This window comes from Frankia sp. AvcI1, from assembly GCF_001420875.1.
In the GTDB taxonomy this organism is placed as follows: Bacteria; Actinomycetota; Actinomycetes; order Frankiales; family Frankiaceae; genus Frankia; species Frankia alni.
The window spans coordinates 46,393-61,763 of record NZ_LJFZ01000003.1 but is presented as its reverse complement, the minus strand read 5'-3'; the positions used below and the strand labels follow the sequence as shown (position 1 = coordinate 61,763).

Sequence of the window (15,371 nt, the reverse complement as noted above, 5' to 3'; positions counted from 1 at the left end):
CGGACGGCGGCGGCGCGGCGCTCGTCAGGTCTGGCTGCCGGTGCGGCGGGACGGNTCTGGGGGAGCGGTGACGGAGCGGCTGACCGACATCGAGGTGGAGATGCTCGCGCGAGCCTTCTACCGTCCATCCAACGCCATGGCGATACTCGAACGGGCCGGTCTGGAACGTGGGCGGCAGCCGTCCTGGACGACGCAGACCCCGCTGGAGTTCTGGGACGAGATCAACCACTACCTTCACCTGGGCATATTGGCGGATGGTCGGGTCAACATCCTGGCCGCGGCGGCGGCGGCCTACCCCGCCAACAAGGTCTTCACCGCGGCCACCAAGCCGACCGGAACGGCAGAGGGCGAAACGGCGGCGGCCGGGTCGGCGACGGCTGGAACGGCGGCGGGCGGATCGGCGGCCGGCGCGGGCTCCCCGAGCGTCGAGGCAGCGCCGGCGGCGGGCCCGTCCGGGACGGGTTCCGAGGGGGTCCGGGCGCCGGCGGGCAGTGTCCTGTTCGCCATCGATCCGGTTCGGTTCGGCCCGGCGGGGGTGGGGGTGCCCGTGGCCTGGCGGGATGGCCTGCGCCAGCTCGTGGGCCTCGCCGCGCAGCGCTGCGACCTGCCGGCCGACGCGGTCCGCGTCCAGGACCGGGGCGGCGGGCTGCTCGGGGTGGTCCGCGACGACGTGCCGGCGGAACGGGTCGTCGCGGATCTCGTGCGGGAGCTGGGGGGCATGCTGCACGCCTACAACCGGCCGCGCAACGACAGCGGTCGCGTGCGGTTGCGGGTCGCGCTGCACCAGGGGCGGGCCGTCGCCGACGACACCGCCGCCGCTCCCGCCGCTTCCGGCGCCGCCCGAGGTGACACCGCCCGAGGTACCACCGCCCTGCGTGACGCCGCCCTGCGTGACGCCGCTCAGGCGGCCTCGCGCCTCGTCGACACGCCCGCCCTCAGCCGCCTGCTCGGGGAGTTCCCCACCGCGGAGATGGGGGTCATCATCTCGGGCGCACTGTTCGCGACCGCCGTCGATCGGCGGCGGCAGCAGCGGCAGCGCGAGCTGGATCCCGACTCGTTCCGGCGGGTCGAGACCGACGTTCCCGGCCTTACCGGCCCCGCCTGGGTCCAGCTGCCCCCGGCGGACAACCGGGCAGCGGGCGACGGGGCGGCCGGCGACCCTCGGGTGCCCGAGGCGGAGCAGCAGTCGGTTCCGCCGACGGCGGCGCCGATCGTCGCCGAGGAGCCGCGCACCACGGCCGGATGGGACTTTCTCGTCTCGGCCGCGGAGGAGGACGGCGCCTGGGGTGAGTGGTGTGCCTGGCTGCTCGAACAGCAGGGCTTCCAGGTGCATCTCGACACCTGGGACGTCGTCGCCGGGGATCATCTGGTGGCGCGCCTCAACGAGGCCGTGTCCCACTCGAAACGGACCCTCGTGGTCCTCTCCGAGAACTACCTGGCCTCGGCGAAGGTCCAGGCCGAGTGGCACGCGGCATGGTGGGCGGACCCGACCGGAATGAAGCGGCGCCTGATTCCGGTGCGGGTCGCCGTGTGCCCCCCGGAAACGCAGGGGCTGCTGCGCGGCATCAGCTACATCGACCTCGTCAACCTGGACGACGAGACGGCGCGACGCACCTTCGTCGAGCAGATCAAGCGGGCGATCCAGGGCAGCTACCGGCCGACCACGCCGCCGCCCTTCCCCGGCTCGCCCGCGCGGACCTGACCCCCGGCGACTCAGTGGCGACCGCCCGATGGCGACCGCCCGATGGCGACCGCCAACGGCGACGACCCGCGGCGACGACCCGCGGCGACGACCCAGAGCGACGGTCGCTCGCCCGGCTTGCCGCCGCGACGCTCAGGGGCCGGCGATCGGGAGGTGGATCCGGTTGCCGGCCGCGGCGAACTCCGCGGCCTTGGCCCGAAGTCCCGCGGCGACCTCCTCGTCCGCCGTGGCCGGGTGCGGGTGCGGGGCCAGGGCGGCCGGGTCGGTCAGAGCGGCCGGACCGGTTACGGCGGCTGGACCGGTCCGGACGGCCGGGGCGGCGCCGTCCCCGGCGGCCCGCACCTGGTGGGAGATCTTCATCGAGCAGAAGTGCGGTCCGCACATCGAGCAGAAGTGGGCCGTCTTCGCGGCGGGGGCGGGCAGGGTTTCGTCGTGGTAGGACCGGGCGGTGTCCGGGTCCATCGCCAGGTGGAACTGGTCGGCCCAGCGGAACTCGAACCTGGCGTCCGACAGCGCGTCGTCCCAGGCCCGCGCGCCGGGATGCCCCTTGGCGAGGTCCGCCGCATGGGCCGCGATCTTGTAGGCGATGACGCCGGCCTTGACGTCGTCGCGGTCGGGCAGACCGAGATGCTCCTTCGGGGTGACGTAGCAGAGCATCGCCGTGCCGTGCCAGCCGATCACCGCGGCGCCGATCGCCGAGGTGATGTGGTCGTAGCCGGGCGCGACGTCGGTGGTGAGCGGCCCGAGCGTGTAGAACGGCGCGTCGTGGCAGATCTCCCGCTGCAGGCGGACGTTCTCCTCGACGCGGTGCAGCGGGACGTGGCCGGGCCCCTCCACCATCACCTGCACGTCGTGCTCCCACGCGACGCGGGTCAGCTCCCCCAGGGTGGCGAGCTCGGCGAGCTGGGCGTCGTCGTTGGCGTCCGAGATCGAGCCGGGCCGCAGGCCGTCGCCGAGCGAGAACGTCACGTCGTAGGCGGCGAGGATCTCGCACAGCTCGGCGAAGTGGGTGTAGAGGAAGTTCTCCTCGTGGTGGGCGAGGCACCAGGACGCCAGGATCGAACCGCCGCGCGAGACGATCCCGGTCCGCCGCCGCGCGGTCAGNGGCACNTAACGCAGCAGCACCCCGGCGTGGACCGTCATGTAGTCCACCCCCTGCTCGCACTGGCGGATGACGGTGTCCCGGTAGGCCTCCCAGGTCAGCGCCTCGGGCCGGCCGCCGACCTGCTCCAACGCCTCGTAGATGGGCACCGTGCCGACCGGGACCGGGGCGTTGCGCAGGATCCACTCGCGGGTCCGGTGGATGTCGGCGCCGGTGGACAGGTCCATGACCGTGTCGGCGCCCCACCGGGTGGCCCAGACCATCTTCTCGACCTCCTCCTCGATGGAGGAGGTCACGGCCGAGTTGCCGAGGTTCGCGTTGATCTTCACCAGGAAGGACCGGCCGATCACCATCGGCTCGGACTCGGGATGGTTCACGTTCGCCGNCAGGACGGCACGCCCGGCGGCGATCTCGGCCCGCACGGTCTCGACGGGCAGCCCCTCACGCAGGGCGGCGAACTCCATCTCCCGGGTGATCTCGCCCCGGCGCGCGTGGGCGAGCTGGGTGACCGCTCCCCCGCCGGGCCGGGCCCGCAGCGCGCCCCGCCCGCCGGCCGGGGCGGTGTTCCCCCGCTCGGCGATCCACCGTGCCCGCAGCGGCGGCAGGCCCCGGCGCACGTCGACGTCCGCCGCCGGATCCGTGTACGGGCCGGAGGTGTCGTAGAGCACGACGCTGTCGCCGGTGGTGAGGACGACCTCCCGCATCGGCACCCGCAGGTCGGGATCCGCGCCGACGAGCCAGGTCTTGCGACTGCCCGCCAGCGGCCCGGTCGAGACGGCCGTCGCCCGGGGCGCGGCAGGCGACCCCTGGGGCGCGGCAGGCGACCCCTGGGGCGCGCCGGGCGCCGCCTGGGACGCGGGCTGGCCCGGTGTCCCGCCTGGCGAGGCCGCCGGAAAAACACTCGGGATTTCCACCGAGACGGGCTCGGATTCCGGCCGGGAATCTGCCCCGTCGAGATCGGGGCCCTTCCCGGAAGAAGGGGACGACACATCACGGTTGAATGGCGACATCGTTGGAACTCCCTACGCCGNCATTACCCGGACAGGTTCTGCGGTCGGCNGCCCCAGCCACCCTCTCAGCCCCTCGGTGGAGCTCCCGCGATCAATTCGCGCATGGTCACCATAAACCACCCGACTATCGGCCGTCAGTCGATTGCGCCCATCGCGCCGCGGCCATGCGCCATGCGCCGAGGGCCGAGGGCCGAGGGCCGGTGGGCGTGGCCCGTGCGCCGGTGCGCCGGTCAGCNCCGCCAGCGGAACGCGGCAAGCGCGTGCGGGGCCAGCCGCACCGTGAACGCGCCGCCGCCGTCGTCCACCGTCAGCACGGCCTCGTCGTCGGTCCGGTTGTGCGCCAGCACCGACCGGTGGCCGTCGGGCAGGCTGAAGGCGACCGCACCGACCGCCCCGGAGGATGCCCGCGCGCCGATCCGCACCGCCCCGCGCGGCGCCGCCCGGGCCGCGAGACCGAGCAGGTCGAACTCCGGCGACCGATCGACGGCGCGCAGGTCCGTCTCCGCCCGGGGCGCGATCGTGACCACCCCGCGGCAGCCGCCGCAGCCCCCCAGGTGCGGGCCGCCCGCGGGATCCAGCGCGAGATTCCACAGCAGGGCCGTCGACGCCCAGTTGCGCAGCGCGTCCACCACGACGTCCGCCAACCAGCCGAACCCGTCCGCCGGGCGGCCGTGCCAGTCCCCCGCGGAACACTCCGTCAGCCAGGTCGCCTTCCCGGGAAAATCCGCGTGCACCTGGGACTGCGCGGACGGGTCACCCCGATAGCAGTGCCAGCCGATGCCGCTGAGGTAACGCCCGGCCGCGGCGTCGCCGAGCACCTGCGTCGGGACGGCCGGGGTGTCCCAGTTGTGGTCGTAGCCGACGATGTCGGTGGCCAGCCCGGCGGCGGCGAACGCCGGCCCGAGCGCGGTGGCCACGAACCGCGCCTGCTCGGCCGCGGACATGGTCATCGTCGGGTAGGACGGGTCGCCGTGGCCGGGCTCGTTCTGGACCGTCACCGCGGACACCGTGATCCCGCGGGCGGCGTAGGCCCGGACGAACCGCACGAAGTACTCGGCCCAGGCTCCGTACCAGCGCGGCCGCAGCGAACCGCCGCCGAGCCGACTAGAGGACTTCATCCAGGCGGGTGCGCTCCAGGGGCTCGCCACGATGCGGACCCGGCTGTCGACCGCGAGAATCTCCCGCAGCACGGGCACCACGGCCCGGTCGTCGCGGGCGACCGAGAACCGGGCCAGGCGCGGGTCGGCGGTGCCGGCGGCCACGTCGTCGTAGGTGTACTGGCCGGTGGCGAAGTCGCTGGCGCCCATCGGCACCCGCACCACGCTCAGGCCGGCACCCGCGACCGGGTCGAACAGGCTGCGCAGCACCGCGGCCCGCTGGTCGGGGGGTAGCCCCCACAGCAGCCGCGCCGAGGACTCGGTCAGTGCGGCACCGAAGCCGTCGATGCGCTGCCCCCGGGCGGCGGGATCGACGGCCAGCCGCACCCACGACCCGCCGCCCGCCCCGCCGGCGCCGACACTGGTGCCCGTTCCTGCAGCACCCGGGCCGGCAGTGCCCGGGCCGGCAGTGCCCGGGCCGGCGGCAACCCCGTCGGCGGTGACCTGGGCAGCGTCCAGGATGGCCAGCCGCCTGCCGTCCGGCGCTGTCGACCAGCCGGCCAGGCCGCGTACCGCCGCGATCGGCCGGGCCGCGGGAAACGCCGGTCCGCCGGCATCGGCGGCGCCGAGTGGCCGCGGCGGGGGCGTCGGGCCGACCGAGCTTCCCCCACGGCGGACGACCACGGTGACCGTCAGCGCGACCGCGAACAGCACCATCGGCACGACGGCGAGGACGAGGCGACGACGCGCACCACCACGACGTCCACCACTACGACGTCCACCGGCACGACGCCCACCGGCACGAAGCCCATCGGCACGAAGCCCATCGGCACGAGGCCCACCAGGACGGCGCACGTCAGGAGACGGGCTGGACGGGTCTCGCGCCGCCTGCCCCACCGACCGCCGCGCCGGACCTGCCGCTCGGCGGGCCGGACCTGCCGCTCGGCGGGCCCCAGCGCAGCCTGCTCACCAGGATGGCCAGTCGCCGTCCCGGCTGTTCGAGGACGATGTAGCTCAGCCAGCCGCCGAGGACGCCCGCCGCCACCAGGACCGCCGCCACCCAGGGAAACGCGGACGGCGCGTGGCTGACCAGGCCGTACCGGTCGAGCACGAGCAACAGGATCGGCTCGTGCCACAGGTACACGCTGTAACTGATCATGCCCAGCCAGACGAAGACCGGGGTGGCGAAGAACCGGCGCCACCGCGACTCGCGCGGCGCCAGCACCGACGCGGCGAACAGGAGGGCGAAGCCGACCGAGTTCAGCGTCGAGAACGCCGCCGACGACGCCGCGTCGTTCCCCCGCACCAACGCCGCCACGATGATGATCCCGCCGGCGGCGAACCGCAGGGCGCACGCCAGGTCCGCCGGCAGCGGCCGCTCCCGGCCCCACCGGACGTAGGCGATCGCCGTGAGCATCCCGAACCCGAAGTTGTCGGCATAGTTCTGCGGGCAGAACCAGTACGCCCACTGATCGTGCTGCGCGTGCACGATCCAGACCGCGTAGCCGAGCCAGACCGCGGACACCGCGATCAGCACGTACGCCGGCCGGCGGAGCAGGCGCCAGCGGTGTTCGAGCGGCACCCGGTGGGTCCGCCGGCGGNGCAGCCAGGCGGCGACCAGGGCCAGGTAGAGGTAGAAGAAGACCTCCACGGCGAGCGACCAGGCCGGGCCGATCGTGTAGAACACCCGCCTGCTGTCGAACACCTGGGTGAAGGTGAGGTGTTCGAGCAGGTCGAGCCAGTCGCCCGGCAGACCCGGGTTCCGCGCGGCCCACACGACGATCAGCGCCGTGTAGTAGAGGGGCAGGATCCGCAGGCCCCGGCGCAGCAGCGTCTGCCGGGCGGAGCNCTGGGTGCGCCCGTCCCGGACGCGGGTGGCCATTGGCAGGAACAGCAGGAAGCCGGAGACCAGGAAGAACCAGCTGATCATCCCGTCGAAGGCGCCCAGGACGTGGCCGAAGAACGTGCCCTGGTACGGGGTCCGGCCGCCTCCCCGGCAGAACTGGTACGCGTGAAAGACGATCACGGACACGGCGGCGACCCCACGGAAGCCGCCCAGGTCCGCCAGCTCCGCCGCGGCGTTGCCCGGCTGCGCGCCGTCTCCGGCGGCGACCCGCGTGCTCGGCGCCGCGCCGTCCCCGCCGGTGACCTCCGCGTTCGGCGTGGACGGGCGTTCCGAGGGAGGCGGCGTGCGCGGTCGCGGCGGGATCCGATCGCCGTGCGCCGCGTCCGGCGTGGACGGGCGTTCCGAGGGAGGCGGCGTGCGCGGTCGCGGCGGGATCCGATCGCCGTGCGCCGTCGCCACCGTGGCCCGCGGCGTCTCGCCGCGGGCAGCCGGCCCCGGCCCCGGCGGTGGCGGCGGTGGGGGTGGCGGCGGCCACGAGGCGGTCACGACGGGGCCTGCGCGTACCGCTCGGCCTCGTCGGCGTACGGGAACCCGGCGCCCTCGCCGGCCCCGTGCGGCGCCGCTTCGGTACGGGGTGTGACATGCCATTCCCGATCTCGCAGCAACTCCTTGATCGGGGCGAGCCGGGCGATCACGTTCTTGAACTCGCTGTACACGATGTTCGCCATGGCGAACCTGACGAACCAGCCCGGATGGCNCCGGATCGACGGATCGGCGAGGGCGAACGCGAACACCGCCTGGATCGGGCCTACCAGGGTGGAGAAGAAGGCGGCCACGACATACAGGGAAATATTCAGCCGGAAGCCCTGCCCGGCCTTCGGGTGCAGCAGGCTGAAGACGATGAGCGGATAGATCTGCAGCGACAGCCAGGGGTAGATCTCCCGCCAGCCGAGCAGCCAGAACAGGCCGACTTTCTGGCGGGCGTTGAGGTCGCCCGAACCGAGTGCCCGGTGCAGATGCCGCCGCGACGCCTGATACCAGCCCTGCGCCCAGCNCATTCGCTGGCGCCACAGCGCCGGTACCGTCGTCGGGGCAAGCTCGTAGGAGACCAGCTCCGGGTCCGAGACGATTCGCCCACCGCGCAGGACCGTGCGCAGACTGGCGTCGATGTCCTCGGTGAGCATCGAGCCACGCATGCGGATCTGGTGCAGCAGGTCGGTACGCCAGTATCCGTTGGAACCGCCGAAGATGCCGAAGCCGTGCATGCGCGCCCGGCCGGGATGGCTGACCGCGTAGATCGACNCGAATTCGACGGCGACGGTGCGGCTGACCCGGGAGTCCGAGCCGTTGCGGATGACGCAGTGGCCCTGGACGACGGCGGCGCCGTTCGACAGCCAGCGCCAGGCCCGCTCGAACGAGTCCGGCGCGGGATGGTGGTCGGCGTCGAAGATCCCGACAAACTCGCCGGTGACCAGGGGAACGGCCGCGTTGACGTTCTGCGCCTTGGATGTGCTGTCGGCGACGTGCACGAGCAGGAGGCGGGGATCGGCGGCGGCGATGCGGTGCAGGACGTCCTCGACCGGCAGCCGCCGAGGGGTGTTGTAGGCGAGGATCACCCGCAGGGGCCCCGGGTAGTCGAGCCGGAGGAACGCTCGGACGGTCTCGACGATCGTGGCCGACTCGTTGGGCAGGTAGGCGGCGATGACGGCGCTGGCCGGCGGGAAGGGCGCAGCCGGCGCGGCCGGGCACCGCTCGGCCTCGAGCGCGGCCAACTGCTCCAGGTAGATCGTCAGGGCGGTGCCGACCAGGGCGACGACGAGAAAGCCGAAGACCACCGCGGTGGGGTCGATGCCGTGGGCGAACAGCGCACTGTAGACGAGGAACGGCACGCCGACGCACAGCGCGGTCGACAGGAGGATCTGCAGGCCCTCGCCGGGCCGAAGCCGATCCCGCAGCGGGCGTCGCAACCGCCCTGCCCGTGCCTCCATCGCCGGGTGGTAGCCGACGGGGACCAGATCGAGCTGCCGGGCGGCGTGCTGGGCCGCCAGCCGGNCCCGGCGGATCACCATCGCGTCGTCCGCGGCCTCGTCGACCTGGACGTAGCCCGGGGCCGGGGTGACGCGCAGCCGCCGGCCTTCGACGGCGAACTCGTGGCCGGCGATCGTCCGCACGATCTGGTCCAGCGCCCCCTCGGCCGACCGGCCCGCCCGGGCGGGCCGGACCACGATCACCTCGCCGGGGCCGCCTCGGCCGACCGTCGCGCCGCGCCGCCGGTGGCGGGCGCCCACCAGGGCGATGACCTGGTCGAGCAGCGCCCGCTGCCCGGCCGAGGTCGGCGCCGCCCGCGGGACGTCACTGCGCGCCCGGTCGCCGCTCGTCCTGTCGCTGTCCGGCAGCTCGCCGTCGGGCGGGTCGCCGTCGGGCGGGTCGAGTTCGGGCAGGTAGAACAGACCCACGATGCAGTCGCCACCGAGCGGCCGCAGCCGGCGGCGGCCCTCCCGCAGCGTCTCGACCGCCGCGTCATCGGGGTCCACGCGATCCCGGCGGAAGCCGGGCGGGCGGACCGCCTGATCTGGTCCGTACGCGCCGTCCCGGCTTTCTTCGGCGGCGCCCGACGTTCGCCTCCGGGTTTGCTCCGCGAACGGCGGGTGACGCGCCTCCGAGGATCTGTCGTCAGCCGGGGNGGACTTTCTTGTGAACAGGTTGGCAAAATTGACAGCCATCGATCTGACCTTCGCTAGGGACGCCGGTGTCGAACCCTTGTCGACCAGTTGGCGAGGTCGACATGGACGATGTGGATCGACGCAGGTGATGTGGCTCGACNCAGGTGATGAGGTCGACGACAGCGCACCCCGGCGGGAGTCCGCGCACGTTTCCGGCGGCCCCGGATGATCTCGGCGATCGCTGCCATGCAGAAAGAAGGGAGGAACCAGCCGGGCACCCCGGCGAGAATCCTTTGCTTTTCGTCAGATATTCGTTCCGAGCACCTTCCTCGTGCCGACCGGGACGGACGCGTCTACTGCCCGCGGTTCCCATGTCGTTACGAGGCCGCCGAGGCCGGCACCCAGATATTTCATATGGCCGTCGTCACTCTGGATGAACGTTAGGCCGTCCACGAACTGGGCAGGTATGACGGATTGATCAGGGTACTGATTCTGATACGGTTGTCGCTGACGGCCGCGGCCCAGGCATGGTAGGACGACTGCGGCCGACCGGTCATGGCCGGTGGCAGGCGCAGGCCGTCAGGGGGCAGCCGTCCTGCACGTGCCGACGCAACCACGACAGAAACCGGCCACCACGCGGCGCCCACACACCAGCCCCTGAGCACCGGTAAGGACACGTCCTACGAGGGCGACTCGCAGGGCGCGGCCGGTGCCTCGCCGAGATAGCTCGCCTCGATGAGGTCGGGGCGGGCGGCGAGCTGCGCGGCGGGCGCGGCAAGCGCGACCCGACCGCGGTCGAGCACGTAGCCGCGGTCGGCCACCCGCAGCGCGAGAGCGGCGAACTGCTCGACGAGCAGCACACCGGTCGACGTCTCGGCCGCGATCTCGCGCAGCAGCTCGAGCAGCCGCGGCGCGACGCCGGGCGCCAGGCCGAACGACAGCTCGTCCACCAGCAGCAACCGCGGCCGGCGCACGAGGGCGACGGCCAGTGCGAGCCGCTGGCGCTCGCCGCCGGAAAGCTCCCCGGCCGGCCGGTCGAGCAGGCCGCCGAGCGCCGGGAACCAGCCCAGGACCCGCTCGATCTCGCCGCGGTGGCTGCGGCCGGCCGCCAGGCGCAGGTTCTCCCGGACGGTCAGCCGGCCCAGCGCCCCCCGCCCCTGCGGAACGACGGCCAGCCCCCGCCGGGCCAGCGTGCTCGGCGCGGGACGCCGGAACCACTCGCCGAACATCCCGACCCGGCCCGCACTCGCCGGCACCAGGCCGGCGGCCGTGCGGATCAGGGTCGTCTTGCCGGCGCCGTTCGCCCCCAGCAGCGCCACGATCTCGCCAGCCCGGACGACCAGCGACACCTCCCGCAGCACCGGTCCCTCGTTGTAGCCGCTGCTCACCCGCTCGAACACGAGCAGTTCGGGGCCTGCCGCCGGCGCCGTGGCCGCCCCCGGCGGCCCTGCGGGCATCCAGGAGGTGGCCGGGGAGGTCACCGCGCCCGGCGCGGCCAAGGCGGTCGGCTCGGGCGGCGCGGCAGGCTCGATCGGCGCGGCAGGCTCGGACGACGCGGCAGGCTCGACCGGCGCGGCAGGCTCGGACGACGCGGCAGGCTCGGACGACGCGGCAGGCTCGACCGGCGCGGCAGGCTCGGGGCCGTCGGAGCCGCCCAGGTAGGCCGCGCGAACGGCCGGATCCGCCCGGACCTGTGCGGGGAGCCCGCGGGCGACGATCCGACCGCCGTCCAGGACGAGAACCTGGTCGCAGACGTCGAAGACGAGCTGGACATCGTGATCGACGAGCAGGACGGCCACGCCTTGGCCGGCGATGCGCCGGATGCGCGCGGCGAGCTCGCGCCGGTCCCCGGGATCGAGCCCCGCGGCCGGCTCGTCGAGCAGCAGGACCTTCGGCGTGGCCGCCATTGCGCGGCCGAGGGCCACCGCGGCTCGCTCGTCATGGCTGAGCGTCGCGGGCAGACGGTCGGCGATCGCCGCGAGTCCCAGCCGATCGGCATCCATCGACCCGGACGTCGGACGCGCCACCACGGCGATGTTCTCCGCCACCGCCAGGCTGTCGAACAGCTCCAGGGCCTGGAAGGTACGGGCGAGCCCGAGCCGCTGCCGCTCGTGCGCCGGCAGGCCGGTCAGCGCGGTGCCGTCCAGGTTCACGCTGCCGGCGAAGATCGTCGCGAAGCCGGTGAGCGCGTCGATCAGCGTCGTCTTGCCGGCCCCGTTCGGCCCGATGAGGCCGGTGACGCTGCCCGCCGCAAGGCCGAAGGAGACGTCCTCGACGATCCGGGTGCCGCCCTGCCCGGCGGCGAGCATGTCGACGGACAGCCTTGCGGTCACGGCACACCGCCGGGGTTGACCGGGAACGCGGTCAGGCCCGGCCGGTTCCCCTCCGCGGGACGCGGCGGCCTGCCGTCGACGCCCTCGGCCTCGTCCCCACCAGGCCCCCCGTCCCCACCAGGCCCCCCGTCCCCGCCGGGCCGCCGACCCCCGCCGGGCGCCAGCCTGCGCGGTCTCCGAAGGCTCCCGCCGGTCCGGCCGGTGCTGCGTCGGGGCTGGCCCGGCCGCGCCGGGCGGCCGGCGCGGCCGGGCCGGTAGACGAGCCCGGCCGGCCGCAGGACGGCCAGCACCACCACCGCCAGACCGCACAGCAACTGCTGGTACTCGCCGAGGCCGGCGACGCGGTCCAGCGCCGTGAAGGCCAGCCCGCCCGGGGCGAGCAGGCCGCCGACCAGGGCCCCGCCGACGCTGGTCACCCCTCCGACGGCCGCGATGGCGAGGAAGAACAGCGAGGCGGTGACCCCGAACGAGTCGAAGGACAACCGGCCCTGGCCGTACCCGATGAGGCAGCCACCGAGACCGGCGAGCGCCGCGGACAACGTGAACGCCAGCACCTTCGTCCGGCGCACGTCGATCCCGGCCGCGGCCGCCGAGCGCTCGTTGGNCCGCACCGCGAGCATCCGCCGCCCGAGATCGGCGGTGCGCAGGCGGGCGACGCCGTAGCCGCCGGCGGCGAGCACGGACAGCGCCAGCAGGCCGAACTGGACCCGGGGGAAGCCGGCCCCGGACAGCCCGAGGTCAAGACCGAAGATCTTCGGATTGGGCACGGACGAGCCGGCGAGCCCGCCCGTGACCAGCGGGTTGCCGAATACCGCCTCCTGGATCGCGACCCCGGCGACGAGCGTGATCAGGGCCAGGTCCACGCCGCGCAGCCGGCGCGACACCACCCCGAGGAACAGTCCGGCGACCGCGGCCGCGAACGTGGCGATCAGGGGAGCGATCGGGAAGGGCACGCCGAGCTCGCCCTCCAGCCGGGCCAGCAGGAAGCCGGCGACGCCGGCCAGCGACATCTGCGCCAGCGAGAGCTGGCCGACGTAGCCGGTCAGCACCACGAAGGACAGGCACACCACGGCGCCGGCGAGGCTGCGCTCGAGCCCGAGCCGCCACGAGCCGGTGAGCAGAAGCAGCGCGACGACCCCGACGGGCACGCCGAGCAGCAGCCCGCCCAGCGGACGCCGCGCGGGCTCGACCACGGGCAGCGGCACCGACACGACCGCCGCGGCCGCGCGGCCGGGGATCAGCGTCCCGCGCCGACCCGCCACGGCGAGCACGAGGATCATCGGCAGCAGCGCCCGCAGCCCCGGCTGGTTGAGCCAGCCCACGTCCTGCTGCAACGGAAGCAGGAACCCCTGCGCGACGCCGAGGCCGAGCGCACCGGCGACGGTCAGGCCGAACGAGGACAGCCCGCCGAGCAGGGCCGCGGCGATCGCGGGCACGACGAACAGCGAGTAGCTCGTCGGGTTCAACGCGCTGATCGGGGCGACCAGGATGCCCGCCAGGGCGGCGAGCACCGCCGCCAGCATCCAGTTCGTTGCGGCGATCCAGCCCGGCCGGCGGCCGAGCAGCGCGGTGGTCTCCGCATCGTCCGCCACGGCCCGGGTCGCGAGGCCGAACATGGTCCAGCGCGACATCGCCCACAGGCCGGCCGCGGCCACGACGACGAGGCCCGCCAGCAGCAGCCGGTCACTCGGCACGGTGACGCCCAGCAGGTGCAGCGGCGACTGGGCCAGTACGGGGGCGAGGAAGCGGTTGTCCGAACCGAACTGGACGACGGCGACGGCCTGCAACGCGATGGTGAGGCCGACGGCCGCGACGACGGTCATCATCGGCTGGGCGCGCCGCAACGGCCGGAAGACCAGCAGATAGGACGCCAATGCCAGCAGGGCGGCCATCGCGAGGGATACCGACAATGCCAACCCGAACGTGGGGGTGTCGGTAAGGTGAATTCGCGGTGGCAGGCCGACGACGGGCAGGACGAGATCACCGACCTCGCGCAGCTCGGCATACTGATAGGTGGCGTACATGGCGAAGGCACCGTGCGCGATGTTGACGACACCGGACGCTCGGTAGGTGAGCACCAGGCCGAGTCCGAGCGCCGCGTACACCGCGCCCGGGCCAAGGCCCAGCAGCATTGCGGCTACATAGGTGGTCACGGGGCTCCCGAGCACATGTCCAGCATCGAAGCCGACGGCCGGGCGGTGGCTCGGAAGTGTGGGCGCGCGGTCACCGAATCACNCCCGTCCCGCCGGCCGGCGGTCTCACCCAGGAACCGGGTGAGATGGAGTGTAGCTTGAGCGCCCGTGAGACAAGCTTCCCGCGTCCTGTTCGCGTTCTCCGTCGCCCTGACCGTCGCCGTCGCCGGCGCCGGATGCACGAGCCAACGCGGTGGCTCGTCGGGTGGCGCAGCAGCCGGCGCCTCGTCGACCCCCCTGAGCGGGCCACCGGTGACCCTGGGCTTCGTCACCGTCGAGAACAGCACTCTCGGGTCATACCCGGAGACCCGGCGCGCGGCGCAGGCTGCCGTGGACCATGCGAATGCCGCGCTCGGCGGCGTCGGCGGGCGACCCCTGCGGCTGGCGACCTGTGTGACCGACGGTTCCCCAGAATCCTCCCAGAACTGCGCCAACCGACTGGTCGCCGAAAAGCCGATCGCGGTGGTCGGCGGCATCGATTTCGGTACGCAGGCCGCCATGCCGATATACGAGGCGGCCCGCATCCCCTATGTCACCGGCTCTCCGCAGCTCAGCGGGGAACTCGACTCCAAGAACGCGTTCGCGCTTTCCGGTGGCAGCGTGGCCGAGCTGCTCGGCATCACCGACTACCTCACCGCGACCCGACACATCCGCAGCGCACACGCGTTGTATGTCGATCTCCCCGGGNTGCTCACCGCCGCCATCAAGGGATCCCAGAACATCCTGCGCAAGAAAGGTGTCACCGACGTCCNGCTGATCGCTGAGAAATCGGACGCGGCGGACTTCGCGCCGGCACTCACCCAGGCCGCCGCCGGCAACCCGGACGCCATCATCGTCGTGTTCCAGGCGGCTGCGTGCGCGCGGATCGTACAGGCCGCGGNCGCACTGAACATCCACAGCGACATCTACTTCGTCGGCGCCTGCGCCACGCCCGCGGTGCCACGGGCCGCCGGGGGCCGCACCGACAACCTCTACTTCGCCTCCAGCTACGTTCCCGTCGGATCCAGCGGCGGGGACGCCGACGCGGTGGCCTACCGCAAGGCCGTGCCGGAGGCGGATCGCACCTCGGCGTCGCAGGGTGCCTTCTCCACCGTGCTCGACCTGCGGGCCCTGCTGGTGAAGACCCCGCAGCCGAGCGCGGAAGGCCTGCTCACCGCGCTGCGCGCCACGCACGACCAGCCCAGCGTCATGGCCCATCCCTACACCTGCGACAACAAGCAGATCGACATTTTCCCGGCCATCTGCAACACGGCCGTGCGGCTGCTGCACTGGAAGAACAACGCGTTCTCCGACGTGACCGGCACCTGGCAGGACGGCCGCCANCTCATCACTCTGATCAACTGACCGCCCGCCGCCCGGAGTCGGAGGTCGCCGAAGTACAGAAGACCGAGAGGGAGGAGGTTGTGGGCGGATTCCGGCGGCCGGA

At 73.5% G+C, this 15,371-nt stretch carries 7 protein-coding genes, 12 pseudogenes and 1 riboswitch; of the genes and pseudogenes, 5 read left to right on the top strand and 14 right to left on the bottom strand.

Features of this window, described 5'->3' with window-relative positions; all coding sequences use genetic code 11:
- Positions 1-55 precede the first annotated feature (55 nt).
- A partial coding sequence (locus tag UK94_RS04010; RefSeq protein ID WP_235486441.1) for a toll/interleukin-1 receptor domain-containing protein occupies positions 56-1,702 on the top strand: 1,647 nt, incomplete at its 5' end.
- A 132-nt stretch (positions 1,703-1,834) separates the two neighbouring features.
- Here the strand turns inward: UK94_RS04010 and thiC are convergent.
- The 14 genes and pseudogenes from thiC to UK94_RS03980 all read right to left on the bottom strand — a co-directional run.
- Positions 1,835-2,806 (bottom strand): annotated as a pseudogene (thiC, locus tag UK94_RS39235) (phosphomethylpyrimidine synthase ThiC); the annotation flags it as partial.
- A gap of 7 nt (positions 2,807-2,813) precedes the next feature.
- Positions 2,814-3,189, bottom strand: a pseudogene (locus tag UK94_RS39230) (phosphomethylpyrimidine synthase ThiC); the annotation flags it as partial.
- A gap of 1 nt (position 3,190) precedes the next feature.
- The coding region (locus UK94_RS39225; RefSeq protein WP_235486438.1) for a phosphomethylpyrimidine synthase ThiC at positions 3,191-3,814 on the bottom strand (624 nt) is incomplete at its 3' end.
- Positions 3,807-3,913: riboswitch (TPP riboswitch) on the bottom strand. It overlaps the preceding gene by 8 nt.
- Positions 3,914-4,050: 137 nt before the next feature.
- The coding region (locus UK94_RS04000) for a glycoside hydrolase family 30 beta sandwich domain-containing protein (protein ID WP_313949451.1) at positions 4,051-5,628 on the bottom strand (1,578 nt) is incomplete at its 3' end.
- Complete coding sequence (locus tag UK94_RS33550) at positions 5,604-5,753, bottom strand: hypothetical protein (RefSeq protein ID WP_157734117.1); 150 nt, start codon at positions 5,751-5,753, stop codon at positions 5,604-5,606. The genes UK94_RS04000 and UK94_RS33550, both read right to left, overlap by 25 nt.
- Positions 5,754-5,767: 14 nt before the next feature.
- Positions 5,768-6,512, bottom strand: a pseudogene (locus UK94_RS39220) (acyltransferase family protein); the annotation flags it as partial.
- 1 nt (position 6,513) lies between these two features.
- Positions 6,514-6,759: pseudogene (locus tag UK94_RS39215) on the bottom strand (acyltransferase); the annotation flags it as partial.
- Position 6,760: 1 nt separating this feature from the next.
- A pseudogene (locus tag UK94_RS39210) lies at positions 6,761-7,303 on the bottom strand (hypothetical protein); the annotation flags it as partial.
- 212 nt (positions 7,304-7,515) lie between these two features.
- Positions 7,516-7,811, bottom strand: a pseudogene (locus UK94_RS39205) (glycosyltransferase family 2 protein); the annotation flags it as partial.
- 1 nt (position 7,812) lies between these two features.
- A pseudogene (locus tag UK94_RS39200) lies at positions 7,813-8,059 on the bottom strand (glycosyltransferase family 2 protein); the annotation flags it as partial.
- A gap of 1 nt (position 8,060) precedes the next feature.
- Positions 8,061-8,745 (bottom strand): glycosyltransferase family 2 protein (locus UK94_RS39195; protein ID WP_235486562.1); only part of this gene is annotated, 685 nt, incomplete at its 3' end.
- Positions 8,746-10,100: 1,355 nt separating this feature from the next.
- On the bottom strand, positions 10,101-11,729 hold the full coding sequence (locus UK94_RS03985) for an ATP-binding cassette domain-containing protein (RefSeq protein WP_063845157.1): 1,629 nt from the start codon (positions 11,727-11,729) through the stop codon (positions 10,101-10,103).
- 20 nt (positions 11,730-11,749) lie between these two features.
- A pseudogene (locus UK94_RS39190) lies at positions 11,750-12,357 on the bottom strand (branched-chain amino acid ABC transporter permease); the annotation flags it as partial.
- 1 nt (position 12,358) lies between these two features.
- Positions 12,359-13,906, bottom strand: a 1,548-nt coding sequence (locus UK94_RS03980; RefSeq protein ID WP_235486437.1) for an ABC transporter permease, incomplete at its 3' end; no start/stop codon positions are given.
- A gap of 147 nt (positions 13,907-14,053) precedes the next feature.
- Here UK94_RS03980 and UK94_RS39185 point away from each other — a divergent pair.
- The 4 pseudogenes from UK94_RS39185 to UK94_RS39170 form a co-directional block, all read left to right on the top strand.
- Positions 14,054-14,632, top strand: a pseudogene (locus tag UK94_RS39185) (ABC transporter substrate-binding protein); the annotation flags it as partial.
- A 1-nt stretch (position 14,633) separates the two neighbouring features.
- Positions 14,634-14,696: pseudogene (locus tag UK94_RS39180) on the top strand (hypothetical protein); the annotation flags it as partial.
- A 1-nt stretch (position 14,697) separates the two neighbouring features.
- Positions 14,698-14,825 (top strand): annotated as a pseudogene (locus UK94_RS39175) (branched-chain amino acid ABC transporter substrate-binding protein); the annotation flags it as partial.
- Position 14,826: 1 nt separating this feature from the next.
- Positions 14,827-15,267: pseudogene (locus tag UK94_RS39170) on the top strand (branched-chain amino acid ABC transporter substrate-binding protein); the annotation flags it as partial.
- Between the last annotated feature and the right edge of the window lie 104 nt (positions 15,268-15,371).